At 67.4% G+C, this 25,500-nt stretch carries 25 protein-coding genes; 8 read left to right on the top strand and 17 right to left on the bottom strand.

Annotation, left to right across the window (positions count from 1 at the left end; translation table 11 throughout):
* Positions 1–18: 18 nt before the first annotated feature.
* The 7 genes from ACIBH2_RS11020 to nadD form a co-directional block, all read right to left on the bottom strand.
* Positions 19–1,125, bottom strand: a complete 1,107-nt coding sequence (locus ACIBH2_RS11020) for a ComEC/Rec2 family competence protein (RefSeq protein ID WP_397115793.1) — start codon at positions 1,123–1,125, stop codon at positions 19–21.
* Positions 1,126–1,751: 626 nt separating this feature from the next.
* Positions 1,752–2,954 (bottom strand): helix-hairpin-helix domain-containing protein, encoded by a 1,203-nt coding sequence (locus ACIBH2_RS11025; RefSeq protein ID WP_397115795.1) that lies wholly within the window; start codon positions 2,952–2,954, stop codon positions 1,752–1,754.
* A 97-nt stretch (positions 2,955–3,051) separates the two neighbouring features.
* Positions 3,052–3,903 carry a DegV family protein gene (locus ACIBH2_RS11030; RefSeq protein ID WP_397115797.1) on the bottom strand — a complete coding sequence of 284 codons (852 nt, stop codon included), beginning with the start codon at positions 3,901–3,903 and terminating at the stop codon, positions 3,052–3,054.
* Positions 3,900–4,775: a diglucosylglycerate octanoyltransferase gene (gene octT / locus ACIBH2_RS11035; RefSeq protein WP_397115799.1), complete on the bottom strand. Its 876-nt coding sequence runs from the start codon at positions 4,773–4,775 to the stop codon at positions 3,900–3,902. Before octT ends, ACIBH2_RS11030 begins: the two co-directional genes overlap by 4 nt.
* Entirely contained in the window at positions 4,765–5,424 is a 660-nt protein-coding gene (locus tag ACIBH2_RS11040) for a histidine phosphatase family protein (RefSeq protein ID WP_397115801.1), read from the bottom strand. Before ACIBH2_RS11040 ends, octT begins: the two co-directional genes overlap by 11 nt.
* Entirely contained in the window at positions 5,421–5,843 is a 423-nt protein-coding gene (gene rsfS / locus ACIBH2_RS11045; RefSeq protein WP_397115804.1) for a ribosome silencing factor, read from the bottom strand. The genes ACIBH2_RS11040 and rsfS overlap by 4 nt, the downstream gene beginning before the upstream one ends.
* Positions 5,840–6,451: a nicotinate-nucleotide adenylyltransferase gene (gene nadD, locus ACIBH2_RS11050; RefSeq protein WP_397116971.1), complete on the bottom strand. Its 612-nt coding sequence runs from the start codon at positions 6,449–6,451 to the stop codon at positions 5,840–5,842. The genes rsfS and nadD overlap by 4 nt, the downstream gene beginning before the upstream one ends.
* 360 nt (positions 6,452–6,811) lie before the next feature.
* Here nadD and ACIBH2_RS11055 point away from each other — a divergent pair, with 360 nt between their 5' ends.
* From ACIBH2_RS11055 to ACIBH2_RS11070, 4 genes are all read left to right on the top strand, one after another.
* A complete protein-coding gene (locus ACIBH2_RS11055) occupies positions 6,812–10,273 on the top strand; it encodes a DNA-directed RNA polymerase subunit beta (RefSeq protein WP_397115806.1) in 3,462 nt (1,153 codons plus the stop codon).
* Between the two features lie 38 nt (positions 10,274–10,311).
* Complete coding sequence (locus ACIBH2_RS11060; protein ID WP_397115808.1) at positions 10,312–11,133, top strand: helix-turn-helix domain-containing protein; 822 nt, start codon at positions 10,312–10,314, stop codon at positions 11,131–11,133.
* A gap of 76 nt (positions 11,134–11,209) precedes the next feature.
* Positions 11,210–12,172: an alpha/beta hydrolase gene (locus ACIBH2_RS11065; RefSeq protein WP_397115811.1), complete on the top strand. Its 963-nt coding sequence runs from the start codon at positions 11,210–11,212 to the stop codon at positions 12,170–12,172.
* Positions 12,173–12,243: 71 nt separating this feature from the next.
* Positions 12,244–12,591, top strand: a complete 348-nt coding sequence (locus ACIBH2_RS11070; RefSeq protein WP_397115814.1) for a hypothetical protein — start codon at positions 12,244–12,246, stop codon at positions 12,589–12,591.
* Positions 12,592–12,798: 207 nt separating this feature from the next.
* Here the strand turns inward: ACIBH2_RS11070 and ACIBH2_RS11075 are convergent, their stop codons facing one another.
* From ACIBH2_RS11075 to ACIBH2_RS11100, 6 genes are all read right to left on the bottom strand, one after another.
* Entirely contained in the window at positions 12,799–13,443 is a 645-nt protein-coding gene (locus tag ACIBH2_RS11075) for a hypothetical protein (protein ID WP_397115817.1), read from the bottom strand.
* Positions 13,444–13,463: 20 nt separating this feature from the next.
* Entirely contained in the window at positions 13,464–14,147 is a 684-nt protein-coding gene (locus ACIBH2_RS11080) for an RsiV family protein (RefSeq protein WP_397115819.1), read from the bottom strand.
* 64 nt (positions 14,148–14,211) lie between these two features.
* The gene (locus tag ACIBH2_RS11085) at positions 14,212–14,547 is read right to left on the bottom strand and encodes an MmcQ/YjbR family DNA-binding protein (RefSeq protein ID WP_397115821.1); all 336 of its coding nucleotides are present in this window, start codon (positions 14,545–14,547) and stop codon (positions 14,212–14,214) included.
* Between the two features lie 10 nt (positions 14,548–14,557).
* Positions 14,558–16,000, bottom strand: a complete 1,443-nt coding sequence (locus ACIBH2_RS11090; RefSeq protein ID WP_397116973.1) for a VWA domain-containing protein — start codon at positions 15,998–16,000, stop codon at positions 14,558–14,560.
* A gap of 55 nt (positions 16,001–16,055) precedes the next feature.
* A complete protein-coding gene (locus ACIBH2_RS11095; protein ID WP_397115823.1) occupies positions 16,056–16,940 on the bottom strand; it encodes an AAA family ATPase in 885 nt (294 codons plus the stop codon).
* A gap of 62 nt (positions 16,941–17,002) precedes the next feature.
* Positions 17,003–18,271 (bottom strand): glutamate-5-semialdehyde dehydrogenase, encoded by a 1,269-nt coding sequence (locus tag ACIBH2_RS11100; protein WP_397115826.1) that lies wholly within the window; start codon positions 18,269–18,271, stop codon positions 17,003–17,005.
* A gap of 269 nt (positions 18,272–18,540) precedes the next feature.
* On the opposite strand from ACIBH2_RS11100, the gene ACIBH2_RS11105 reads away from it, so the two are divergent.
* The 4 genes from ACIBH2_RS11105 to ACIBH2_RS11120 all read left to right on the top strand — a co-directional run bounded on the left by ACIBH2_RS11105 (position 18,541) and on the right by ACIBH2_RS11120 (position 22,775).
* A complete protein-coding gene (locus ACIBH2_RS11105; protein WP_397115828.1) occupies positions 18,541–20,064 on the top strand; it encodes an MFS transporter in 1,524 nt (507 codons plus the stop codon).
* A 118-nt stretch (positions 20,065–20,182) separates the two neighbouring features.
* Complete coding sequence (locus tag ACIBH2_RS11110) at positions 20,183–21,256, top strand: LLM class flavin-dependent oxidoreductase (protein ID WP_397115831.1); 1,074 nt, start codon at positions 20,183–20,185, stop codon at positions 21,254–21,256.
* 42 nt (positions 21,257–21,298) lie between these two features.
* Entirely contained in the window at positions 21,299–21,844 is a 546-nt protein-coding gene (locus ACIBH2_RS11115; protein ID WP_397115833.1) for a YceI family protein, read from the top strand.
* Between the two features lie 73 nt (positions 21,845–21,917).
* Positions 21,918–22,775, top strand: coding sequence for a ribokinase (locus ACIBH2_RS11120; protein WP_397115835.1), 858 nt, complete (start codon positions 21,918–21,920; stop codon positions 22,773–22,775).
* Positions 22,776–22,778: 3 nt separating this feature from the next.
* Here the strand turns inward: ACIBH2_RS11120 and ACIBH2_RS11125 are convergent, their stop codons facing one another.
* From ACIBH2_RS11125 to ACIBH2_RS11140, 4 genes are read right to left on the bottom strand one after another with little or no spacing between them, the layout of a single operon-like run.
* Entirely contained in the window at positions 22,779–23,381 is a 603-nt protein-coding gene (locus tag ACIBH2_RS11125; protein WP_397115838.1) for a GTP-binding protein, read from the bottom strand.
* Complete coding sequence (locus ACIBH2_RS11130; protein WP_397115840.1) at positions 23,356–23,703, bottom strand: DUF742 domain-containing protein; 348 nt, start codon at positions 23,701–23,703, stop codon at positions 23,356–23,358. The genes ACIBH2_RS11125 and ACIBH2_RS11130 overlap by 26 nt, the downstream gene beginning before the upstream one ends.
* Entirely contained in the window at positions 23,700–24,125 is a 426-nt protein-coding gene (locus ACIBH2_RS11135; protein WP_397115842.1) for a roadblock/LC7 domain-containing protein, read from the bottom strand. The genes ACIBH2_RS11130 and ACIBH2_RS11135 overlap by 4 nt, the downstream gene beginning before the upstream one ends.
* 55 nt (positions 24,126–24,180) lie before the next feature.
* Complete coding sequence (locus tag ACIBH2_RS11140) at positions 24,181–25,404, bottom strand: sensor histidine kinase (RefSeq protein ID WP_397115844.1); 1,224 nt, start codon at positions 25,402–25,404, stop codon at positions 24,181–24,183.
* Between the last annotated feature and the right edge of the window lie 96 nt (positions 25,405–25,500).

Consider the following 25,500-nt stretch of genomic DNA (forward strand, 5'->3'; position numbering starts at 1 on the left):
CCCACGGAATGCCGCCTCCTACCGCCGGGAACCGGTATGGCGTAGTGGCTCGTCGCGGTTCGATCGGCCGCGTCTCCGGACGCCGAGGATCACCGCGGCGCAGACGGTGGCGGCGATCAGCGCCGGGCCGAGGCCGGAGGGGAAGGTCAGGGAGGCGTCGAGGGCGGCGGCGTGGTGGGAGATGGTGAGCAGCCACCACAGAGGTGGGGCGGTGAGGTGGAGGACCAGGTGGGCGAGCGGGGCCCAGGTGCAGGAGAGCACTGCGCCCAGTGCGCCGAGGACCGTGATGGGTGCGATCACCGGAGCCACGAGAACGTTGACGAGTACGGCGATCAGGCTCAGGTGTCCGGTGAGGCCGATGACGACCGGTGTGGTGACGACGAAGGCCGCCGCCGAGACCGCGAGGGCGTCGGCGGGCGCGCGCCAACAACCGTGCGCTTGAAGCCGATTCGACCAGCCCGGCGCGAGCAGTATCAGTCCCCCGGTGGCGAGGACGGACAGCGCGAAACCCGCATCCACCGCCAGCGCGGGCGACCACGCGAGCAGCCCGATGATCGCGGCGCACAGCGCGGGTAGCGCCGATTTTCGACGGCCGACGCACAGTGCCAGCAGCGCGACCGCACCCATCACCGCCGCCCGCAGCACACTCGGGCTCGGGCGCGCCAGGATGACGAACATGAACAGCACCACCCCCGCGACGACCGCGCCAATGCGTGGGTCGATCGTCAACGCACGCATCGAAAGCAGCACCGCGCCAAGGAGAATCGTGATATTCGCGCCACTCACCGCCGTCAGGTGAGCGAGCCCGGTTTCCCGAAAGTCCGCGCGCACATGCTCCGCCAGCCGCGACGTATCACCGATAACCAGCCCCGGCAACAGTCCCGCCGCATCCGACGACAGTGCGCGCGACGCGGATTCGGCGAAATCCGACCGCACCGCACCCGCCACCCGCTGCCACCACGGCGCCGGTCCGACAACCCCCGGCGGCCCCTGCGCCCGCAACACGACCACCGTCAGATCAGCCCGCCGCGGCCGATCCACCGTCGCCCGAAACCCCACCTCCTGCCCCGGCAACAACTCACCCCACCCACCCCCATGCGCCAACACCACAACCCGCCCACCCACACGGGTCTCCTCCGCCCCATACCGATACCGAACCATCTCCCCCCGAACCAACCAGTGCTTCCCCCGAACCGACCTGGCAGGCAACGCCTTCGGATCATCCACCGCCCGCACGGTCACCCACACATGCGTCCCCCGCTCCAATCCCCGCACCGGATGCCCCTCCACCCCCTCCTGCTGCCAAGCCCCCGCAGCAGCAAACCCCGCCCCCACCACCATCGCCGCCACCCCAACGCCCCGCCACCTACCCACACCGCGCCACCACCCCTCACCGCGCGCCCATCCCCCACCACCCAACCGACCCCCGCCCCCAAACCGAACACCATCGCCAGACCAGACCGCACCACCCGCCCCAGACACTCCGCCCGACCGAGCCACACCACCCGCATGAATCGCACAGCCTGACCGTGCAGAAGCGCGGGAACAACCCCGAAACGCCAAGCCCCACAGTGTTATCGCCCCAAACAGCAGCCCACCGGCGAGGATGGCCCCGGCACGCGAACCTCCAACAATCGCCACAATCGTCGCGCCCCAACAAGCGAGCGCTGGAGTGACCAGCCGCGCGTCCACGACGGCGGCCGCTTCGGCGGCAGCTCGATCTGGGACAGGTACTTGTCGCGCCTCGATGCTCATATCGTCACCAGGCCGCGGAGTTTGGCGAGGCGGGAGGGGCCGATGCCGTCTATGTCGGCGAGTTGGTCTATGGAGGTGAAGCGGCCGTGTTGGGTGCGCCAGGCGACGATTGCTTTGGCGGTGACGGGTCCTACGCCGGGGAGGGCGTCGAGTTCGGCCTCGGTGGCGGCGTTCAGGTCGACCTTTTTGGCTGGGCCGGGTGGTCCTGCGGGGGTTCCGCTGGGGGGCGCGCTGCCGGTGGGGGCGGGGGTGTTGGGGGATTGTGGTGCCGCGCCGACGATTGTGCTGCCGACCTGTGGTGTGCCTGGGCGGCCTCCGCTCTTGCCGATGACGATTTGGTCGCCGTCGGACAGGTGTTGGGCGAGGTTCAAACCGGACAAGTCCGCTTCGGCTTGTGGGGAGGCCGCGGTGAGAGCGTCGGCGACCCGCGCGCCGGTCGGGAACCGAAGCAGGCCACCGTGATCGACCATGCCGACCACGCTCACCACGAGTTCACCGCTCGCCGCATGCCCGTTGATCCCGGTGGGGACGGACCCCATACCTCCACCCGCCGACGGACTGCCCGAGGGCGCGGCACCAGCCGGACCGGAGCTCCCGCTCGGTGCCGCCCGACCAGCGCCCGCACCCGCGCCGGGTTGGCCAGCACCTGCACCCGCTTGCCCGGGCGCTGCGCCGGGATGGCCAGCACCCGCATCCACCTGCCCAGGCGCTGCACCGGGATGTCCAGCACCCGCACCCACCTGCCCGGGCGCTACACCGGAACGGGGATCTCCCGCACCAACCTGCCCAGCTTCCGTGGTGGTCACCACCTCCGTCCGCACCGCTGCGACCGGCGGGACCGGCTGCGCAATCGGCTTGTCCCGCAAGGACACCACCCCGGCCACCAGCACCGCGGTCACTCCCACCCCGGCGAGCATCAGGACACCGCGATGTCCGGGATCCCACCGGGTGCCGCGCAGCCTCTCGGGCACCAGCCGCTCATGCCATACGCCGTTCGGTTCGGCGGACCAGGCTCGCGAGGGTGGATTGGGGCGGCCGTCGTCGAAATCCGCGGCGTCGTCGAGATCGTCGAGACTGTCCTCGTCCCATCGCCCGGAACGAGGGCGGCCGGGAGCGAATGCGTCGGGGTCGGGTGGTTCGGGGCCGCCGAGTGCGCCGAGCCGTTGGCGGACCTGGGTGTGTTCGTCGTTGCGTGACATGCGGCCACCGTAGGACGATCGGCACCCCGCTCAGCGGCCGCGACCTGGGCATTCAGAAAGTCTGTGGATAGCGCGAGTGGTTGTGAACAACCAGCTTTCAGGCTTCGGCGCCGCACCCGCCGGGCACCACCAACGCCCCGACGGCCCCCATCCCCAGATGCACCCCGAGCGTCGGCCCGAACTCCGCGACGATCAACTCGCGAATCCCGGGAATGAGATCCCGCAGCTGCCCGGCAATGGTGTTCGCCGCCTCCTCCGCGCCGAGATGCTGCACCGCCACCGCGGCCCCGTCCTCCCCGGCCGCATCCACCACCGCCGCAACGAGTTTGGTGAACGCCTTGGAGCGCGTACGAGCCTTCTCCCGCAGCTCGATCCGCCCGTCCACGATCTGCAGGATCGGCTTGGTCACCAGCTCGGTCCCGAAAAACGCGGCGGCACTGGACAATCGCCCGCCCCGGCGCAGTTGCTCAGTTCGATTGACCACGATGAACGCCCGCCCGCGCACCGACGCCGCCACCGCCGTGTCGTACACGACATCGAGCTCCGCCCCGGCCCGCGCCCGCCGCGCCGCGGCCAACACCGTCAACCCGGTCCCCAATCCGGCGCTGAGCGAATCGACCAGCCGAACCCGATTGGCGGCGTCCATATCCCGCACCGCCTGCCGCCCGGCCTCCCACGTCCCGGACAGCTGCCGCGAAAGATGCACGGCCACAACGCCGTCACCTTCGGACAGTTCCCAGGCCCGCTCGTAGGCGGCCCGCAACTCCCCCGGCGACGACGCCGAGGTGGTCACCGACGAAGACGAGTAGTCGATCTCGAATTCGTCCACCCCGTCCCGAAATTCGTGATCGTCCACCAGCACGTGCAGCGGTACCGTGAGCACACCGAGGTCGGCGACGAGGTCAGCGGGCAGACTCGCCGACGAGTCGGTGACAACGACCACGGTCATGCAGTGCGGACCTCGCGGGTCGTCACATCGGAGAGCACCTTGACCATGGCCCGCGCCACCGCGCTGTGCCCTTCCCAACCCCAGTGGATCCCATCGGGATTGGCCTCGCCGGAGAAGATGTTGTCCCGCACCGCCTCGGCCAGATCCACCAGCGGCACATCATGTTTCGCAGCCCACGCCTCGGTGGCCCGCACCTGCGGATCACGCCCGCGGTGCACGCGCCCGTACGCCTCGCAATTGTGCACCGACGGCAGCGTGCCGATCACCGGCAGCTCGGGCCGCAACTGCGCCAACGCGTTTCGCGACTGCTCCAGGTAGTCCACGCTCACCGACGGCGGCAACGCCACCGGATATCCGAGGTGGGAAAGCTTGGGCTGCAACCAGTTGTATCCGGTCCGCACCTGCCGCCGCACGAACGGCGGTCGAACATAGCGAATCAATTCGCGCAGCGCGGTCGGCAGCGGCGAGGGCAGCGAATCCATGCCGCCGGTCGCGAACACCACCGCACCGGCGCGCGGCACCGCGGCCCACACGCGTGGATCACCGATCAGCGCCCAGTACGCGTCGCGGCAGGTCCAGCCGATCCGCGCCACCAACTCGACATCCCAATCCAGCTCGGCCGCAACCAGGTTGGGCCAGATACGCGGATGGTCCGCCGACAGCCCACCCTTGGGCCCGAAGTACGACAGCGAATCGGCGATCACCAGCAGCACCGGCCGCTCCCGCACGACCGGCTCGGGCTCGGGCTCCGGCGCGGGCCCGCCGAACAACGTATCCGGCAGGTGCCGCACCTGTTTCACCTCCGACGCCTGCCGCAGCAGTTCGTCGGAGACCTGTCGTTCGCCGGAGTTCTGAACCGAGTCAGAGGACATCAGGAGCTACCTTCGCCGCCGCGTTCCACACATCGAGTCGCCACCCGGGCCGATCGAGGTTGGGACCGTGGCTGCTCAGCTGCACCCAACTGGTATTGGCCAGCCCGCCGAGGGCAGGCCAGTTCTGGGGCGGCAGATCGAGTACGGCCGCGGTCAACGCCGCGATCAGCCCGCCGTGCGCAACCAGGATGATGGTATGTCCCGGCCAGTCCGCCCGCTCGGTGAACAGTTCGTTCACCACGGGCAGCGCGCGGGCCCCGACCGCGAGCTTGGATTCACCGCCCGGCGGAGCCCAATTGGCATCCATCCGCCATTCGACGCGCGCACCCGGTGCGAGGGCGTCGACCTCGTGGTGGGTGAGCCCCTCCCATTCGCCGAGATTGGTCTCTCGCAGCCGAGGATCGGTCACCACCTCGATGCCGACGGTATCGCTCACGGCGAGCGCGGTGTCGTGCGCGCGCTTGAGATCCGACGACACGATGTGGATGGCCCCGCAGCCCGCCATCCGCTGTGCGATGTCCTTGGCCTGACGACGACCGAGTTCACTGAGCTCGGTATCGATCTGCCCCTGCATGCGATCGGTGGCATTCCATTCGGTCTGCCCGTGCCGCAACAGCACCAACCGGCGTACACCGGCAAGCTTGCTCACTCGTCGTCCCCGACCTTCACCACGCCATCGTTGGAATCGGATACCGCGCGGTCGGGATGGCCGAGACCATCCACCGGAACCGTCGGGCAGTCCTTCCACAGCCGGTCCAGGCCGTAGAAGTCACGCTCGTCATTGTGCTGGATGTGCACCACGATGTCGGCGTAATCGAGCAGCGCCCAACGTCCTTCGCGAGTGCCCTCGCGCCGCACGGGCTTGCGCCCGGCTTCGCGCAGCTTCTCCTCCACATTGTCGACGATCGCGTTGACCTGCCGCTCGTTCGGCGCGGAGGCGATCACGAAGCAGTCGGTGATGACCAACTGTTCGGACACGTCCAACACCAACACATCGGACGCCAGCTTCTCGTCGGCCGCCCGTGCGGCCACCTGCGCCATCTCCAGTGCCTCGACCGATGCGCTCAACCTGCTACCTTCCCATTCACCGGCACGTAGAGGTGCCGCTTGGATATGTACTGCACGACCCCGTCCGGCACGAGATACCACACCGGCCGCCCCTCGCTCGCCCGCCGCCGACACTCGCTCGACGAGATGGCAAGCGCCGGAATCTCGATCATGGTGACAGCGTCGGCAGGGTAGTCCCGAAGATGCTCGGCCAGATGGTCGACATTCAACTCGTACCCCGGACGGCTCACGCCCACGAATCTCGCCAGCTCGAACAACTCCGACCAATCCTGCCACGTGAGGATATTGGCCAGCGCGTCAGCACCGGTTATGAAGTACAAATCCGCGTCCGGATAGTGTTCCCGCAGGTCACGCAGGGTATCCACGGTATATGTCATCTTTCCGCGATCGATATCGGCTCGACTCACGGAGAAACGCGGATTTGACGCGGTGGCGATGACCGTCATCAGATACCGGTCCTCGGCGGCGCTGACGACCTTGCCCGCCTTCGACTTCTGCCACGGCTCCCCGGTCGGCACGAAGATGACCTCGTCCAGGTCGAATCGATGCGCCACCTCACTCGCGGCGACCAGATGCCCGTGATGGATGGGGTCGAAGGTGCCGCCCATCACGCCCAGCTTGCGGCGACCTGTCGTATGCACGAATTCGTAGCTTACCGGGAGTGTTGCCGGGATCTCGCCTGGCCGGGCTCGCACGCGGTGGGTCCGCGACCGCCAGGCGCGCGCCGGATCCGGCGCGGCGGATTACCGCGAAACTACTTGACGAATGGCAATTCGAGATGTCATTATCAATATGGGAAGACACCGGAAATCGGGTGTCTATTTTTTATGCGCCCTCGACATTGGTCGATTTCGGGTGTAATTTGAGTTCTCGCGCCGGGGTGGGCGCTGTCCAACTCTCGAAATTTGAAATGACTGTGAAAAATAAACTGTCGTAGCGGCCGCGCGAAAACGCGTGGGCGTTACGAGGTGCTGGAAGGACGCATCTTGACAGTCTCGAGTCAGACCAAGCGAGTATCGTTCGCCAAACTCCGTGAACCCCTGGATGTTCCACGGCTGTTGGATGTCCAGCTCGATTCGTTCGAATGGCTGATCGGCGCGCCTGCCTGGCAGGAGCGGGCGGCGGCACGCGGGGACTCGCTCACGGGCGGGTTGGCCGAGGTGCTCGAGGAGATCAGTCCGATCGAGGACTTCGCGGCGACAATGTCGCTCTCGCTCTCCGAACCTCGATTCGAGGAGGTCAAAGCCTCGGTCGAGGAATGCAAAGACAAAGATATGACCTATGCGGCGCCGATGTTCGTGACCGCCGAGTTCATGAACAACAACACCGGTGAGATCAAGTCGCAGACGGTCTTCATGGGCGATTTCCCGATGATGACCGACAAGGGCACGTTCGTCATCAATGGCACCGAGCGCGTCGTGATCTCGCAGCTGGTGCGCTCGCCGGGCGTGTACTTCGATCACACCGTCGACAAGGCCTCGGAGAAGGATCTGCACAGCGTGCGGGTCATCCCCTCGCGCGGGGCGTGGCTGGAATTCGATGTCGACAAGCGCGATACGGTCGGCGTCCGCATCGACCGCAAGCGTCGCCAGCCGGTGACGGTGCTGCTCAAGGCGCTCGGCTGGACCTCCGAGCGGATCACCGAGCGATTCGGATTCTCCGGGATCATGATGACGTCGCTGGAGAAGGACAACACGCCCGGAACCGACGACGCGCTGCTCGATATCCATCGCAAGCTGCGGCCGGGCGAGCCGCCGACCAAGGAGTCCGCGCAGAATCTGCTGGAGAATCTGTTCTTCAAGGAGAAGCGCTACGACCTGTCGCGCGTGGGGCGCTACAAGGTCGACAAGAAGCTGGGCCTGCGCACCGACGGCGGTACGCGGGTGCTGACCGAGGACGACATCGTCACCATCATCGAGTACCTGCTGCGGCTGCACGCGGGCGACAAGGTGATGACCGCGCCCGGCGGTATCGAGGTGCCGGTCGAGGTCGACGATATCGACCACTTCGGCAATCGCCGTCTGCGCACGGTGGGCGAGTTGATCCAGAATCAGATCCGAGTGGGGCTCTCGCGCATGGAACGCGTTGTCCGCGAGCGAATGACGACCCAGGATGTCGAGGCCATCACGCCGCAGACGCTGATGAACATCCGGCCCGTCGTGGCGGGGATTCGGGAGTTCTTCGGTACCTCGCAGCTGTCGCAGTTCATGGATCAGCGCAATCCGCTCGCGAGCCTGACCCACAAGCGTCGGCTCTCGGCGCTCGGGCCGGGCGGTTTGAGCCGCGACCGGGCCAGCCTCGAGGTCCGCGACGTGCACTACAGCCATTACGGCCGCATGTGCCCGATCGAGACGCCGGAGGGGCCGAGTATCGGGCTGATGGGCTATCTGTCGGTGTACGCGCGGGTCAATCCGTTCGGCTTCATCGAGACGCCGTATCGAAAAGTGGTGGACGGCAGGGTGACCGACGAGGTCGAGTACCTGTCCGCCGATCAGGAAGACCTGCACGTGGTGGCGCAGGCGAATGAGCCGCTCGACGCCGAGGGGCGCTTCGTCGCCGACCGGATTCCGGTGCGGCGCAAGAACTCCGAAGTCGAGATCATGGAGACCTCCCGGGTCGACTACATGGATGTGTCGCCGCGGCAGATGGTTTCGGTCGCTACCGCCATGATCCCGTTCCTCGAACACGACGACGCCAACCGAGCTCTCATGGGCGCGAATATGCAGAAGCAGGCGGTGCCTTTGGTGCGGTCGGAGGCTCCGCTGGTGGGTACCGGGATGGAGGCGCGGGCCGCCATCGACGCCGGTGATGTGGTGGTGAACGAGAAATCCGGTGTGGTGGAGGAGGTTTCCGCCGATTTCGTCACCGTCATGGCCGATGACGGCACGCGCAAGTCGTATCGGCTGCGCAAGTTCGCTCGGTCGAATCAGGGCACCTGCATCAATCAGCGGCCGATCGTGGACGAGGGTGAGCGCGTCGAGGCGGGCCATGTGCTCGCCGACGGTCCCTGCACCGAGAACGGTGAGATGGCGCTGGGCAAGAACCTGCTCGTGGCGATCATGCCGTGGGAGGGGCACAACTACGAGGACGCGATCATTCTGTCGCAGCGTCTCGTCGAGGAGGATGTGCTCACGTCGATCCATATCGAGGAGCACGAGATCGACGCGCGCGACACCAAACTCGGGGCGGAGGAGATCACCCGGGACATTCCGAATGTGGCCGACGATATTCTCGCCGACCTCGATGAGCGGGGCATTGTGCGGATCGGCGCGGAGGTGCGCGATGGGGACATCCTGGTCGGCAAGGTGACGCCCAAGGGTGAGACCGAGCTGACTCCGGAGGAGCGTCTGCTGCGCGCCATCTTCGGTGAGAAGGCGCGGGAAGTGCGCGATACCTCGTTGAAGATGAAGCATGGGGAGTCCGGCAAAGTCATTGGCGTGCGCGTGTTCTCGCGCGAGGACGACGACGATCTGCCGCCCGGTGTGAACGAGTTGGTGCGCGTGTACGTCGCGCAGAAGCGCAAGATTCAGGACGGCGACAAGCTCGCCGGTCGCCACGGCAACAAGGGCGTCATCGGCAAGATCCTGCCGCAGGAGGACATGCCGTTCCTGCCCGACGGGACGCCGATCGACATCATTCTCAATACCCATGGCGTGCCGCGTCGTATGAACATCGGCCAGATCCTGGAGACCCATTTGGGCTGGATCGGCAAGGCGGGCTGGAACATTCAGCTCGCTGACGGCACCCGTCCGGACTGGGCTCAGCGGCTGCCGGAGGAATTGCTCTCCGCGGGCCCCGAGACGAATCTCGCGACACCGGTATTCGACGGTGCCCGCGAGGAGGAGCTCGCGGGGCTGCTGGGGTCGACGCTGCCCAATCGCGACGGCGAGGTCATGGTCGGAAAGGACGGGAAGGCAACGCTTTTCGACGGGCGCACCGGCGAACCGTTCCCCTACCCGATCGCCGTCGGGTACATGTACATCCTGAAGCTGCACCACCTGGTCGACGACAAGATCCACGCGCGCTCGACCGGTCCGTACTCGATGATCACGCAGCAGCCGTTGGGCGGTAAGGCGCAGTTCGGTGGTCAGCGCTTCGGTGAGATGGAGTGCTGGGCCATGCAGGCCTACGGCGCGGCGTACACGCTGCAGGAGCTGCTCACCATCAAATCCGATGACATCGTCGGCCGGGTCAAGGTGTACGAGGCGATCGTCAAGGGCGACAACATTCCCGAGCCCGGGGTGCCGGAGTCGTTCAAGGTGCTGCTCAAGGAGCTGCAGTCGCTGTGCCTCAATGTCGAGGTGCTGTCGGCGGGTTCGGCGATCCAATTGCGGCAGGCCGATGACGATGATCTCGATCGGACCGCCGCCAATCTCGGGATCACGCTGTCCCGCAATGAATCACCCTCGGTGACCGATCTGCCGAGCTGATCGGTTCGCCGCCGCGGGCCGGTTCGTAGAATGGCGGCATGTGGCCGGATGAATCGGTTCGTGGCGCGGCGGTGGAGATCGCGACCCCGTCGTGGGCTGGGCGGATTCCGGGGGTCGAGATGGCCGGGTTCCGTGGGCGCGCGGACGGGGTCGAGGAGTTGCGGGTCATCCCGTATCCGGCGGTGACCATATTCCTCGACTTCCGTGGTGGGCTGGTGCACGAGGTCGATGGGGCGCGGCGACAGGGCAGTTTCGTCGCCGGGGTCGCGCCTGGCGGCGGGCGTATGCGGGGCGGGGCAGAGGTCGACTGTTTGCAGATACGGCTCTCGCCGGTCGTCGCGCACGCGGTGCTCGGTCGCGAATTGGGCGGGGAGGTAGCGGGTTTCGAGGAGGTCTGGGGGCGCGATGCCGAGCGGATCCGAGAACGGGTCCGGGCTGCCGCGTCCTGGGACGAACGGTTCGCGGTCGCGGAGCGCGTCATCGCGCGGCGGTGTGCGGCGGGCCGCGCGGTGGATCCGGAGGTCGCCTTCGCCTGGGAGCGAATCGTGGCCAGTCGGGGGCAGGCGCGAGTCGAGCGCTTGGCGGAGGCGGTCGGTTGGAGCCGTCAACGATTGTGGTCGCGGTTTCGCGGCCAGACCGGCCTCACCCCCAAACGCGCCGCGACCTTGGTGCGCTTCGACCACGCGGCGCATCGTCTCGCGGCCGGGCACAGCGCGGCGGCCGTGGCGAGCGAGTGCGGGTTCGTCGACCAATCCCACCTCTGCCGGGACGCCATGGCCTTGGCCGCGATGACGCCGACGGATGTGGCCGCCGCCATATGGCTCACGGTCGACGACGCGGCGTGGCCCGCCAGGGTGTGACATTTTTCCAAGACGACCCGCCACCGGCCCGTCCATGCTGACTCGCGAAACCAACCGCAGGACCCCGGAGGCCACCATGCGAGGCACAGCGCCGCTACGCACTCGACTGCTCAAAGACACACAGGACTGGGACGCTGTTACCGACGACGCGTTGAAAGCCATGCGCGACAGGGGAAACCGCGCCGCCTCATCTCGCATCGCGCGTCTCATCACCGGCGCGCCGGACCGTCACGCTCATATCGAGCAGACCGCCATCGACCTCCCCGGCCACCGCCTGCCCCTGCGCGTCCACCGACCGAAAAACGCGAACGGCCCTCTCCCCCTGATCCTCTCGTTCCACGGCGGCGGCTTCATCGCAGGCACCGCCGCGCAAAACGATTGGCTGAACAGCCACCTCGCTGCCCGCTGCCCCGCGATTGTCGTCGCCGTCGATTACCGCCTATCCCCCGAACACCCCCTCCCCGCCCCCATCGAAGACGGCTACGACACCCTTGTCCACCTCACCGACGACGCCCCCACCTGGGGCATCGACCCCTCCGCGGTAGCGGTCATGGGCGAGAGCGCGGGCGGCATGATCGCCGCCCTCCTCGCGCTACGCGCCCGCAAAGACGGTCCCGCACTACACGCCCAAGTCCTGAACTACCCCAGCACAGACTGGACCGACACCCTCACCGACTACCCCTCCATGGCGAAGAACGCCGACAACCCCACCCTGTCCCTGTCCCGCCTACGCGCCTCCCGCAGGCTGAGCCTCCCTTCGACCCTCGACGCCCGCACCATCTCCCCGCTGAAATTCGACAACCTCGCCGACCTACCGCCCACGCTGGTTATCACCGCAGACTTGGACCCGCTCGCCGACCACGGCCACCTCTACGCCGACCGCTTGCGCGCCGACGGCACCGACGCCCGATCAACCTGCTACCCCAAAGCAACCCACACTTTCCTCAGCACCCCCGGCCTGGTGCCAGCCGCACGACCGGCACGCCGAGAGATCCTCACCTTCCTACGAGGCCACCTCACCCCCGACCCCTTAGCGTGAAGGTAACGCCCAGCAACCGTAGGCCGACACAGAGACCGGACCCCGATCCCGCCCAGTGAGGAGCAGAATCCATGCGTTCCGCCACCCGCCGAGGCTCCACCATCGCAGCAATCACCGCCGCCGCCCTAACCGCCCTAGCCCCCACCGCCACCGCCCAACCGACCTACTACAACCCAATCCTCACCCCCTGCACCCACCTCTTCCGCACCCCCCTCGACCCCCCACGCCCCAACACCGACGTCTACTGGAGCCCCTTCGGCACCGCCAACATCGCCTGCTACGACGACGGCACAGCCACCGAGCGCTACTACCAACGCGACCCCTGGGGCGGCTGGCACGACATGAACGAACTAACCCCCGGCCAGTTCTTCTACGTCATCTTCACTTCCACCGTGCCCAACCAGGCAACGTGGGGTTGACCTGTACTCAGACCTGCTGCTCTGGAAGCCCACAAAGAACTGAGCTTCGGCTGCTGCACGAACATGACTGGCCTGAGCGGTCGAAAACCACCACGAGAAGCCAGTTTTCGGCACCTGAGGTCGAATTCTGACCGCTCAGGCCAAACTACTACCCACAACAATTCGCCGTACTGGCCCAGCACTACCCAGGCAGCTCGCTTCGCTCTGTCACACCGGGATGGTTCGTCGTGGGCGCAATGTGGTTCGGTCGCGGAAGGCCTCGATGATGGCGGCGACCTCGAATGGCGTGGTGGTGTGCTCGATCTCGGTGCGGTACAGGACTCGGTCGGCGACAGCGGTCAGGTCGAAGCCCCAGGCCATGGACATCAGGGGGTTGATGAAGAGTTCGGCTGCGTCGGCTCTGGTGCGGGGTAGCGAATGGTGGTTGCCGAACTCGCCTCGGGTCGCGTCGCTGATGGACGCGCAGACGATGCTTTCTCGGCCGGGGGTGCGGTTCTGTACCCAGGCGACGGCGTCGAGCGCTCCGCCCTTCTGGATCAAGAAGATTCGGTCCGGGTGGCCGCGGGTGCGCAGCCAGGTGGCGAGGTGCTTCTCCGGGAAATAGGGCTCTGGGCCAACGACATCGGCGGTGACCTCGAACAGTCCTGGCGCCAGTCGGGGAGCGTCGCTTCGGCCGACAGCGGTGAAAGTCAGGTTCGCGAGGAATACTTCCTTGCCCTCCTGCCACAGGGCCAAGGCGAGAGGCAGACCGCTCAGCACGTCGAATCCTCCGCCCGCACCGGCGATCAGGACTCGGCGGGACTCTTTCAACTGGTGCAGTACGGAGGTGTCGAGCAGGCTTGGTGGGGTCACCGTTCCATTCTGCGGGGGTGTCAGGGGGCGCTGAGGATGGTGTGGATGTTGGGCTCGAGGGCTGGCTTGAGGGTTTGCCAGGGGATGGTAATTTCTATGTTTCCTGCTGCGTGGGAGGCTATTTCGCCGAAGTGGAGGCGGAGGCCTGGTTTGGTGGCTGTCCAGTGGCGGAAGTTTTCGGGGGTGGGGGTGATGGCGGAGGGGGTGTAGCCGGTGGCTCGGGGGGTTTGGTCGAGGAGGAGTTTGGATTGTTGGGAGAGGAGGGCGAGGCCTTCGGGGAGGTTGGTGAAGAGGTCGGGGAGGGTTAGGGGTTTGCCGGAGGCTATGACTGTGTTGTGGGTGATGAAGTCGGTGGAGGGGTGGGGTGCGCCTTCGAGGTAGATTTCTACGGCTAGTTTGGCGCTGACTATGTGGGCTCCGATGTACATGGAGTTCGCGTTGTAGGTGTGGACCGAGGTGGTGTTGTCCACTCGGGCGATGAAATCGTCGGCGGCCAGGCGGAGGGAATCGTTGAATTCCTGGCGGGATTGGGTGGTGCAGCCGCTCAGTTGGGGGACCTCGACCTTGTAGTTGTGGCCTTCGAGGGTGTAGCTGGTGCCGTGGCAGCGGTCGTCGTCGGCGCGAGCTATGACGGTGGCGGAGCCCGCGGTGAGCGCGGTGAAGACCGCGGCCAGGGCGAGGAGGCGGGCGGGGCGACGGTTCATGGGGCCACTGTCGGGGCAGGGACCAATGGGGCGCTTGGCGTCGACTAATCAGTAGCGACGGTGGTCAGCGCATGGGGCGTTTGGATTTGGGCAGCTTGGCCACGATGGCGTCGTAGGACTGGTCGATGAGTTCGCGGATCTCGTCGTCGGGGATCGTGCCGCCGAACTTCACCGAGTTCCAGCCGTAACGGCCTATGTAGGGCGAGGATTCGACGTCGTCGGGGTGGATGCGGATCAATTCGTCGGCTTCCTCGCGGTCGCGGCCGCATTTGAGGCCGAGGGAGTCGTCACCCAGGAAGGCGAAGATCTTGTCGCCGACCTTGGCCACGACATCGCCTTCCCACGGTTCGTCCTGCCACGCACCGGGTTTGGTGAGGCAATAGGCGAGCCAGGTGTCCATGATCGAATCCTCAGATCGGTAGCAGGCGGCCTACGACCGTGGTGAGTTGGCGGGCATTGCGGCACTCGTGCATCTCGACGATCTCCGCGTAGCGGTTGGCGGCGGAATCGCCTGTGCCCCACATCTTCTCGGCTTCCGGGTTGAGCCAGTACGAGTGTTTGGCGGTGTCGGCCAGGGTGCGCAGGACATTCAGTTCGGGGTCGCGGTAGTTGGTGCGGGCGTCACCGAGAATGAGCAGGGAGGTGCGGCTGGTGACGGCGTCGGGATAGTTCTCGGCGAAACCCTTGAGCGCCGAGCCGTAGTCCGAATGGCCTTCTATGCCAACGACTTTGGACTCGGTGAAGATACGGCGGGTGACCTGGTCGAGCGGCGTCACCTGGTCGAACAGGTGGGTGACCTCGTCCACGCGGTCCACGAAGGCGAAGATGCGCACGCGGGAGAACTGTTCGCGCAGTGCGTTCACCATGAGCATGGTGAAGCTGGAGAAACCGGCGACCGAACCCGAGATATCGCACAGCAGAATGAGATCGGGGCGGCCGGGGCGCGGCTTGCGGGTCTCCAGCTTGATGGGGACGCCGCCGGTGGACATGGATTTGCGCAAGGTCTTGCGCAGGTCGATCTCACCGCGACGGGCGCGGCGACGCCGAGAGGCCAAGCGGGAGGCCAGAACTCGCGCCAGGCGCTGGGAACTGCGGCGCAGTTCAGCGAGCTCGTTCTCGGAGATGCGCAGGAAGTCGGCGTCCTCGGCTTGGCGCGCTACACCGTAGGTGGCGACACGTTCGCGGCCGAGACGTTCGGCGACGCGGCGGCGGGTCTCCGCCTCGACCGTACCGCGGAAATCCTTGATGCGCTGGCGGGCGGTGCGACGGGCGACCTCGGTGTGGAAGTCGGAGTTGTCCATTCCGGCGGCCAAGCCCGCGAGCAGCTTGCTGACCAGCAACTCCGGTTGCAGATCCTTCATGGCCTGGTAGGCCGAGAAGGACGGGCCGCTGGCCGACTGGTACTGGCCCATCTCCTCGACCATCTGCGCGGCCAGCATCTGCAATTGCTGCGCCCGCTCCCCCGTCGGATCCTGAACCAGCAACTCCGCCAGCATCTTTCGCAGCTCGATAATGTCGACTTCGCCGTCGGGTTTGCGCGGGATCTCGACCTCCTCGGCCCCGAGGCGCTCACCCAGCGCGGCCGGGAACCACAGGTCGAACAGGCCGTCGAAAGTGGTGCGCTGGCTGGTGCGGCGCAGCAGCGCGCAGGCCAGACCCTCGCGCAGTACCTCGCGATCCATGAGATCCAGGACGGTGACCACCTGTGCCGCATCCACGGTTTCGGAGGGGCCGACCGGAATCCCCCTGGCGCGCAAGGCTTCCACGAAGCCGACCAGATGACCCGAGAACCCGTGCGGCGCGGTCGGTCCGGGCACCTCGCGGGTGGAAGACGTTGTCCTGCCGCCACTCACGGCGCGCTTGGCGGCCGAGACGAGGGCGCGAGGATCGGTGCCGCCGCCGCGCATCTCAGGCCAGCTTCAGCTCGGACTGCGCGCGCAGATGGTCGGCCTGGTGCTTGAGCACCACGCCGAGCGTGGCGCGCACGGTCTTGTCGTCGAGATCCTTTGCGCCCAAAGCCAACAGCGTCCGCGCCCAGTCGATGGATTCGGCCACCGACGGCAGCTTCTTGAGCTGCATACCGCGCAGTACGTGCACGATGCGCACCAGCTGCGCGGCGACCGCGGGCTTCAGTTCGGGCACTCGGCTGGCCAGGATGCGGCGCTCCAGATCCTCGTCCGGGAAATCGATGTGCAGGTAGAGGCAGCGGCGTTTCAACGCCTCCGACAGCTCGCGGGTGGCATTGGAGGTCAGCACCACGAACGGCTTGCGCGAGGCGCTGATGGTGCCCAATTCCGGGACCGTGACCGAGAAGTCGCTCAGCACCTCGAGCAGCAGGCCTTCGATCTCGACATCGGCCTTGTCGGTCTCGTCGATGAGCAGCACCGTGGGGTCGTCGCGGCGGATGGCCGTGAGCAGCGGGCGCGACAGCAGGAATTCCTCGGTGAAGACGTCGGCCTTGGTTTCGGCCCAATCGTTCTCCGAGGACGCCTGAATGCGCAGAATCTGCTTGGCATGATTCCACTCGTACAGGGCCCGGGACTCGTCCACGCCCTCGTAGCACTGCAGGCGCACCAGTTCCGCGCCCGCGACCTGGGCGACGGCCTTGGACAGCTCGGTCTTGCCGACACCGGCCGGACCCTCGATGAGCAGCGGCTTGCCGAGGCGGTCGGCGAGGAAAACCGAGGTGGCGGTGGCCTTGTCGGCCAGGTATCCGGTCGTGGCCAGACGCTCGATCACATCGTCGACCGACGAGAAGATCGGCTCCTGGACGGGAGGGGATATCGGAGCCAAGGGTGCTGTCCTTCCTGGAGGCGGGTGGGTCGTACGGCGTAAAACCCACCCACACCGTTGTACTACACGGGCCGAATCTGCCCGTCACCCCATACGATCCACTTGGTCGAGGTGAGTTCGGGCAGGCCCATCGGGCCGCGGGCGTGCAGCTTCTGGGTGGAGATGCCGATCTCCGCGCCGAAGCCGAACTGCTCGCCGTCGGTGAAGGCGGTGGAGGCGTTGACCATGACGGCCGCCGCGTCCACCCGGTTGGTGAATTCGCGGGCGGCCTTGAGGTCGCCGGTGACGATGGCCTCGGTGTGGCCGGTGCCCCACTGGTTGATGTGGTCGACGGCGGCGTCCAGACCGTCGACGACTTTCAACGCGATATCGAGGGAGAGGTATTCGTCGGCCCAGTCGGTGTCGGTGGCGGGCACCAGGCCCGGCAGGTCACCGTGAATGGTGACGCCCGCCTGTTCGAGGGCCGTGATCAGCCGGGGCACAGCGGTTTCCGCGATGGCGGCGTCGATGAGGACGGTCTCGGCGGTATTGCACACGCTGGGGCGGCGGGTCTTGGCATTGAGCAGAATCGCCTGCGCCATATCGAGATCCGCGTCCTGGTGGACGTAGACGTGGCAGTTGCCGGTGCCGGTCTCGATGGTCGGCACCTGGGCGTCGCGCACCACCGCGTTGATGAGACCGGCTCCGCCGCGCGGGATCACCACGTCGACGAGGCCGCGGGCCTGGATGAGGTGGGTGACACTGGAGCGGTCCTCGGCGGGGAGCAGTTGGACGGAGTCCTCCGGGAGGCCCTGTGCGGCAAGCGATTCCCGCAGCACCTCGACCAGAGCCGTATTGGAGCGCACGGCCGAGGAGGAGCCGCGCAGCAGGGCGGCATTGCCGGACTTCAGGGTGAGGCCGAAGGCGTCGACGGTGACATTCGGGCGGGCCTCGTAGACCATGCCGACCACGCCGAGCGGGACGCGGACCTGGCGGAGCTCGAGACCGTTGGGCAGGGTGGAGCCGCGGACCACATCGCCGACCGGGTCCGGGAGACCCGCGACCTGGCGCAGGCCCGAGGCGATGCCGTCGATGCGGGCCTCGGTGAGGCGGAGACGGTCGAGCTGCGCCTCGGCGGTGCCAGCGGTTTTGGCGATCTCGATGTCCTCGGCATTGGCGGCGAGGAGGCGGTCCTTGGCGGCGAGCAGTGCGTCCGCGGCGGCGTGCAGTGCGGCGTTCTTCTCGGCGGTGGTGAGTTGGGCGAGCGTGCGCGACGCAAGCCGAGCCCGGCGCGCCGCCTCGTGCACCACCGTGCGGACAACGTCCTGATCGGTGGCTGTTCCTGCTGTCATGGGTTACAGCCTAGGCCGCCCAACTCTTTGGGAGATTCTCAGGGGCTTCGCCCCCGAACCCCCCAAAAGCGGTGGCCGACGCTCGGAACTCTCGAGGGCTTCGGACCCAGACCCTCGAGAAGGAGGTCGCGAGCTCGCAGGGCTCGATTGGTAGGGGCGTCGACTTCGGAGTGGCTCGATGGGTGCGGGTTGGCCGAGGCTGGAATTCGGTGGCGTCGCCGTATTCGGATTGCCGGGAAGTCGGCGGGTGTCCGGTTTACGGTGTGGGCATGGCTGCGAGCATTCAGATGTCTTCCGGGACTGGGCGCTGGGTATTGCTCGCGACGGTGTTGGGGTCGGGGATGGCGATGTTGGATGCCACGGTGGTGAATGTGGCGTTGCCGAAGATCGCGGCGGAGTTCGGGGCGTCCATGGCGGGGTTGCAGTGGACGGTCAATGCGTACACGTTGACGTTGGCGGGGTTGATTCTGCTCGGGGGGTCGTTGGGGGATCGGTTCGGGCGGCGGAAGATCTTTCTGGTGGGGGTGGTGTGGTTCGCTGTCGCGTCGGCGTTGTGCGGTGCGGCGCAGGATATTTCGATGCTGATCGCGGCCCGCGCGCTACAGGGGGTGGGTGGCGCGCTGCTCACGCCCGGGTCGCTGGCGATCATTCAGGCCTCGTTCGCGCCGGAGGATCGGGCCAAGGCCGTGGGGGCGTGGTCGGGGCTCGGCGGGGTCGCGGGGGCCATCGGACCGTTTCTGGGCGGCTGGCTGGTGGACGTGGCGGGGTGGCGCTGGGTGTTCCTGTTGAATCTGCCCTTGGCCGCACTGGTCATCGCGGTGACGATCCGGCACGTGCCCGAAACCTTCGACGAGGAGGCCACCGGGAAATTCGATGTGCTCGGGGCGGTATTGGCGGCGCTGAGCCTCGCCGGAATCACCTACGCGCTCACCGAGGCTCCGGAAGAACACGCGAATATGCCGCTCGTGGTGAGCAGCGCGGTGGCGGGTGTCGCGGCGGCCGTCGCCTTCGTGGTGGTGGAGCGCCGCCGCTCCGCGCGCCAACGCGAGCCGCACGCCATGCTGCCCGTCGATGTCTTCGCCTCCAAGCAGTTCACCTCCATCAACCTGGTCACCTTCGTCATGTACGGGGCGATGGGCGTGGTGTTCTTCCTCCTGGTCCTCACGCTTCAGGTCGTCGCGGGCTTCGATCCGATCGCGGCGGGCACGGCCATGCTGCCCATCACCGTCCTCATGCTCCTGTTCTCCGCCCGCGCGGGAGCCCTCGCCCAGCGCATCGGACCGCGCCTGCCCATCACCGGCGGCGTCCTGCTGACCGCCGCGGGCATGCTGCTCATGACCCGCATCGGCCCCGACACCTCCTACCTGCGCGATGTCCTGCCCGCCGCACTGGTCTTCGGCGCTGGCCTGTCCCTGGCCGTCGCACCGCTCACCGCCACCGTGCTCGCCTCGGCCTCCGAACGGCACGCGGGCGTGGCCAGCGGGGTGAACAATGCCGTCGCCCGCGCCGCCGGACTACTCTCCGTGGCCGCGATCCCGCCACTGGCAGGGCTCACCGGCGATGCCTACAACAACCTGTCGACCTTCGACAACGGCTTCCGCACGGCCTTGTTCATCTGCGTCGTCCTGATGGTGGCCGCCGCCGTACTCACCTTCCTCACCGTCCGCGACGACGCTCTGCGCACGGCGGCCCCGGCGGCCGAACCGGAGTGCAAGATGCACTGCGCCGTGGCCGGGCCGCCGCTGGAGCCGAGCGGCAAGGGCGGCTCGCCGACGCTCGACGAACACGCCTGATTCAGCGCCGCCTGGAATAGCGCGCACGCCGCTGCCGTTCACTTGGTTGCCATGTCCACAAAATGTCGATATGGTTGCCACATCCACCACCGGTGGACGCCAGTTGTCAGGAGGACGCGTGCAGTTCGGAATCTTCACGGTCGGGGATGTCACCACCGACCCGACGACCGGCCGCACCCCCAGTGAGGCCGAGCGCATCAAGGCGATGGTCGCCATCGCGCAGAAGGCCGAAGAGGTGGGCCTGGATGTCTTCGCCACCGGCGAGCACCACAATCCGCCCTTCGTGCCGTCCTCCCCCACCACCATGCTGGGCTATATCGCGGCCCGCACCGAGAAGATCGTTCTGTCCACGGCGACCACGCTGATCACCACCAATGATCCGGTCAAGATCGCCGAGGACTTCGCCATGCTCCAGCATCTGGCCGACGGGCGCGTCGACCTCATGCTGGGTCGCGGCAACACCGGGCCGGTATATCCCTGGTTCGGCAAGGACATTCGCGACGGCATTGCGCTCGCCATCGAGAACTATCAACTGCTGCACCGACTCTGGCGCGAGGACGTGGTCGACTGGGAGGGCAGGTTCCGCACCCCCTTGCAGTCGTTCACCTCAACGCCCCGCCCCCTCGACGGCGTAGCGCCGTTCGTCTGGCACGGCTCCATCCGCAGCCCCGAAATCGCCGAGCAGGCCGCGTATTACGGCGACGGCGTCTTCGCCAACAACATCTTCTGGCCCAAGGAGCACTTCCAGCGCCTGATCGGGCTGTACCGTCAGCGCTACGAGCACTACGGGCACGGCCGCGCCGATCAGGCGATCGTCGGCCTGGGCGGTCAGGTGTTCATGCGCAGGAACAGCCAAGCGGCCATCCGCGAATTCCGCCCGTACTTCGACAACGCGCCCGTCTACGGCCATGGCCCCTCGCTGGAGGACTTCATGGAACAGACGCCGCTGACCGTCGGCAGTCCACAGCAGGTCATCGACAAGACGCTGACCTTCCGCGAGAGCTTCGGCGACTACCAGCGGCAGCTGTTCCTCGTGGACCACGCCGGACTGCCGCTGAAGACCGTCCTGGAACAGCTGGATCTCCTCGGCGAAGAGGTGGTTCCGGTGCTGCGCAAGGAGTTCGCCGTCGACCGGCCCGCGCACGTCCCGGACGCACCCCTGCATCCCGCCGTGACATCCACTCGGCACTGACCACTCGATACCGAAAACACCGATATCCCAAGGAGAGAACTCATGACCACCGCCACCACCCTGACCCCCGGCACCTGGACCATCGACACCGCGCACTCCACGCTCGGCTTCGCGGTCCGCCACCTGATGGTGTCCAAGATCCGCGGCCGCTTCACCGATTTCTCCGGTCGGCTCGTCATCGGCGAGGACGGCTCCGCCAGCGCCGAGGCCGAGATTCGCGTGGACTCGGTGGCCACCGACAATCCGCAGCGCGACGCCCACCTGCGCACCGCGGACTTCTTCAATGCCGAGAGCTTCCCCACCGCCACCTTCAAGTCCACCGAATTCCGGGTCAAGGGTGAGGATTTCGAGGTCGACGGTGAATTCACCATCGCCGGTGTGACCAAGCCGGTCACCCTCCAGGTCGAATTCCTGGGCGTGAACCCGGGCATGGGCCAGGGCCCCGTCGCCGGTTTCGAGGCCACCACGGTGATCAACCGCCGCGACTTCGGCATCACCATCGACATGCCCCTCGCCGACGGCGGCGCGGTCATCGGCGACAAGATCGCCCTGACCCTCGGCATCGAGGTCGTCCAGCAGCAGAGCTGACATCCGGTCGACGCCGGTCGACAGGCCGGGGAAATCGACGATCGGACCCCGGCGGCGGACTAGCGTTGCCCACATGGCGCGGATCGTGGTGGTGGGCAGCATCAATATGGATCTGGTGACGACCGTGGGTCGGCGGCCGGAGCCCGGCGAGACCGTGGCCGGGGAGAGCTTCGCGCTGGTCCCCGGCGGCAAGGGCGCGAATCAGGCGATCGCGGCGCAGCGAGCCGGAGCCGAGGTCGAGTTCGTCGGCGCGGTCGGCACCGACCTGTTCGCCGACGACCTGGCCCGGAATCTGGGCGACGCGCAGGTCGATACCGCCCGACTGCGCTGCCTGCCCGGCCCGAGCGGGATCGCCGCCATCGTCGTGGACGGCGGCGGCGAGAACACCATCATCGTGGTGGGCGGCGCGAACGCGCGCATGACCGAGCTCACCGCCGCCGATATCGACGCCATCGCGCACGCCGACATCCTCCTGTGCCAGTTGGAGATTCCCGTCGACACCGTCGCGGCCGCCGCCCGCCACGCCCACGACCACGGCACCACCGTGCTGCTGAATCCCTCACCGGTGCGCGAGGTTCCGCCCGCGCTGTGGGCGCAGGTGGATATCGCCGTGGTCAACGAGGGTGAGGCCGAACAGCTCGGCAGCGCGTTGGCCGCGGTACCGCACGTGATCACCACCCTCGGCGGGGACGGCGCGAAGTACCGTGGCCCGCACGGCGAAACCCATTCCCACCCGGGCGTACCGGTGCAGGTCGTGGACACCACGGGCGCGGGCGACACCTTCACCGGCGCACTGGCCGCGCACTGGCACGAGGGTCCCGAGACCGCCCTCGCCTGGGCGTGCACCGCCGGAGCCCTCGCCACCACCACCCTCGGCGCGAGCGCCTCGATCCCGACCTACGAACACATCGAGCGCGCCCTCACCCGCTGACGCTCACTGCGGCGGCTGCACCCGTCGCAGGTATTCGACCAGGGTGATGAGCGAGCGCACACAGGTGCCTCGGTCGCGGGCGTCGCAGGCGGTCAGCGGCGTCTCCGGCGTGAGGTCGAGGGCATCGCGAATCTCACCGAGCGGATACTTGGTGGCCCCTTCGAATTCGTTGACCGCCACCGCGTACGGCACCCCGCGCTCCTCGAGCACGGCCAACACCTCGTCGGACTGCTCGAGCCGCCGGGTGTCCACCAACACCAGCGCGCCCAGCGCACCACGCGCCAGCTCCTCCCACAGCGGGACGAACCGGTGCTGTCCGGGCGTGCCGAAAAGATACAGCGCCAGACGGGGATTGAGCGTCACACGACCGAAGTCCATGGCCACCGTCGTGGTCGACTTGCCGGGCAGCCCGGCCATATCGTCCACGCCCACACTGGCTTCGGTGATGGTCTCCTCGGTGTGCAGCGGTTTGATCTCCGAGACGCTGCCCACGAAGGTGGTCTTGCCCACGCCGAAGTTGCCCGCCACCAACAGTTTCACCGAACGGGTGACGGTCGCGGGAACGTGGTCGATGTCGACCTCAGGCCGAGAGAGCGCGGAGCCCATTGAGTACCTCCTCCAACAGGGCCGCATCCGGTACGACTTCTACCGGAGTGGGGGATACCAGATGACCGCTGTCGAGCAGGTCGGCCGCGACGATCTTGACGACGGACGGCGGTAGGTCGAGATAGGCCGCGATTTCGGCCAGCGACAGGGCACCGCGACGGCAGACGCCCAGCACCCGCACCGCGTCCGGAGCCGACCCGGGGGTGGGCTCGCGGGCCGCGACCACCAGGGTGACCAGGTCCAGCTGCCGGGACGCGCGACTGCGGCCGCCGGTGCGTACGTACGCGCGCACCAGATCCGGATCCCGCCGCTGCCCGCTCATTGCAAGTCGCCAGCCCTCCGCTGCGACATGGAGCCCAGTTCGTGCCCGACGCGGACGGCGAGCGCGTTCATGCGGTGCGCGACCAGGCTGACATCCACCTCGGCGGTGGTGGCCACCCCGAGCAGCGCGCCCGGTCCGGCGGCGGTGATGAAGATCATGCCGCCGTCGTACTCGGTCATGTTCTGCCGCACCGTATTCGAGTTGCCGCAGAATTCGCCGAGCGCCTTGCCCAGGGAACGCAGGCCCGACGCCGCGGCGGCGAAGCGCTCGGCGTCGTCCACGCCGATCCCCCCGGTGTGCGCGATCCGTAGGCCGTCTTCGGAGAGCAGGATGGCGAAGCGCACACCCGGCATCTCCAGTTCATTGAGCATCCAAGCCAGTTTGTTGGCGCGTTCGGTCACGGCGGTGCCGGGTGTACCCATCGAGGACGTCATCCCTTCGGTGTCAACATGCGCTATCGGTGTCCAGGGTGTGCTGTCAGCGCGTGGCGGCGCGGCCGCTCTGCGAGCCGCTGTGCCAGGCCGCCGCGAGCTCGGGGCGAGCGAAACCGGTGTCGGGCTGCTCGTTTCGCGGGACGCGCCGGATGGCGGCGCTACCGCCGGTGTTCGCGCCGCCGGTGGTCCCACCCGTGGAGCTTACGGCCGCCAGCGCCGGGGCCCGGCGGCGGCGTTTGGGCAGACCGCCCTCGGTGCTCTCGCCGGTCGTGGCGGGCACGGGCTCGGGTTCGGGTTCCCGCTTCGGCTGCGGCGCGGTCGCGACCTGCGGGACGACTTCGGTTGCCGGACCGTCGAATCCGACATGGCGCGGTACGAACAGCGACTCCGGGACGAACACCATGGCCCGCATACCACCGTAGGCATTGGGTCCGTCCACGTAGACGGTGAAACCGTAGCGCCGGGCCAGGGCCGCGATACTCGGAAAGCCCACGCGCGGTGTCGGTCCGAGCTGATGGATGTCGATGGCCTTCTCACCGGCGAGCACCGCGCGCGCATCGTCCATCTGCTCGGAGTTCATCCGCACACCGGCGTCGTCGATGATGACGGTGACGCCGTGATGGCCTTCCTGGAAGCCGACATCCACATACGAGTTGGGCGGCGAATAGCGCAGGGCGTTGTCGAGAAGCGTTGCGACGGTGTGCACCAGCGGCTCCACGGCCCGGCTGATGACCACCCGGTCGAGCTGGTTGTAGCGCACCCGGGTGAAGTCACGCACACGGCCGACCGCGCCGCCGACCACGTCGGTGAGCGACTGCTGCGGCCAGCGCCGACCCGGCAGGCCGCCGGAGACGATGACGTAGGACTGCGCCTGGCGCAGCATCTGCTGCACGGAATGGTCGATGCGGGTGAGGGTCTCGTACACCTCGTCGCCGCGGTGCTCGCGCAGCGCGGTGCTGACCACCTGGCTGATATCCGCGCCGAGGCTCACCACCGAGGTGCCGAAGGAGCGCACGGCCGCGCCGGTGGCGGTGCGCGCACCCGATTCCAGTTCCGCCCGCACCGCCGCCTCGGCGCGCGCGATGTCTTGGCGCGCTTGCTCTTCGGCGTCGAGCCGGGCCTGTTCCCAGGCCTGGGTTCGGGCGTGGATCTCCTCGTCGAGCATCCGGGCGCGGGTGCGCTGCCGGATCGCGTAGGTCGCGAGCGCCCCTATGAGAGCGAGCGCGAGAACCCAGGACAGCACCAGCAGGACCACGGATAGATTCACAGCGTTCGGTCTCGCCCTTCCTCGCAGCTTGTGTCGCACCCGGAGATCCCGCTCGCGGCAGGGTATTTCATGCCGAATCCGACAATTCGAAGAGAG

The sequence above is a fragment of the Nocardia sp. NPDC050406 genome (assembly GCF_044459025.1).
Taxonomy (GTDB): Bacteria; Actinomycetota; Actinomycetes; order Mycobacteriales; family Mycobacteriaceae; genus Nocardia.

What these genes read in the sequence shown, in the direction of transcription:
- ACIBH2_RS11025 (WP_397115795.1), bottom strand. Translation starts at nt 2,954, where the DNA reads ATGTCACGCAACGACGAACACACCCAGGTCCGCCAACGGCTCGGCGCA.
- ACIBH2_RS11030 (WP_397115797.1), bottom strand. Translation starts at nt 3,903, where the DNA reads ATGACCGTGGTCGTTGTCACCGACTCGTCGGCGAGTCTGCCCGCTGAC.
- octT (WP_397115799.1), bottom strand. Translation starts at nt 4,775, where the DNA reads ATGTCCTCTGACTCGGTTCAGAACTCCGGCGAACGACAGGTCTCCGAC.
- nadD (WP_397116971.1), bottom strand. Translation starts at nt 6,451, where the DNA reads ATGGGCGGCACCTTCGACCCCATCCATCACGGGCATCTGGTCGCCGCG.
- ACIBH2_RS11060 (WP_397115808.1), top strand. Translation starts at nt 10,312, where the DNA reads ATGTGGCCGGATGAATCGGTTCGTGGCGCGGCGGTGGAGATCGCGACC.
- ACIBH2_RS11065 (WP_397115811.1), top strand. Translation starts at nt 11,210, where the DNA reads ATGCGAGGCACAGCGCCGCTACGCACTCGACTGCTCAAAGACACACAG.
- ACIBH2_RS11070 (WP_397115814.1), top strand. Translation starts at nt 12,244, where the DNA reads ATGCGTTCCGCCACCCGCCGAGGCTCCACCATCGCAGCAATCACCGCC.
- ACIBH2_RS11080 (WP_397115819.1), bottom strand. Translation starts at nt 14,147, where the DNA reads ATGAACCGTCGCCCCGCCCGCCTCCTCGCCCTGGCCGCGGTCTTCACC.
- ACIBH2_RS11085 (WP_397115821.1), bottom strand. Translation starts at nt 14,547, where the DNA reads ATGGACACCTGGCTCGCCTATTGCCTCACCAAACCCGGTGCGTGGCAG.
- ACIBH2_RS11100 (WP_397115826.1), bottom strand. Translation starts at nt 18,271, where the DNA reads ATGACAGCAGGAACAGCCACCGATCAGGACGTTGTCCGCACGGTGGTG.
- ACIBH2_RS11105 (WP_397115828.1), top strand. Translation starts at nt 18,541, where the DNA reads ATGGCTGCGAGCATTCAGATGTCTTCCGGGACTGGGCGCTGGGTATTG.
- ACIBH2_RS11115 (WP_397115833.1), top strand. Translation starts at nt 21,299, where the DNA reads ATGACCACCGCCACCACCCTGACCCCCGGCACCTGGACCATCGACACC.
- ACIBH2_RS11120 (WP_397115835.1), top strand. Translation starts at nt 21,918, where the DNA reads ATGGCGCGGATCGTGGTGGTGGGCAGCATCAATATGGATCTGGTGACG.
- ACIBH2_RS11125 (WP_397115838.1), bottom strand. Translation starts at nt 23,381, where the DNA reads ATGGGCTCCGCGCTCTCTCGGCCTGAGGTCGACATCGACCACGTTCCC.
- ACIBH2_RS11130 (WP_397115840.1), bottom strand. Translation starts at nt 23,703, where the DNA reads ATGAGCGGGCAGCGGCGGGATCCGGATCTGGTGCGCGCGTACGTACGC.
- ACIBH2_RS11135 (WP_397115842.1), bottom strand. Translation starts at nt 24,125, where the DNA reads ATGGGTACACCCGGCACCGCCGTGACCGAACGCGCCAACAAACTGGCT.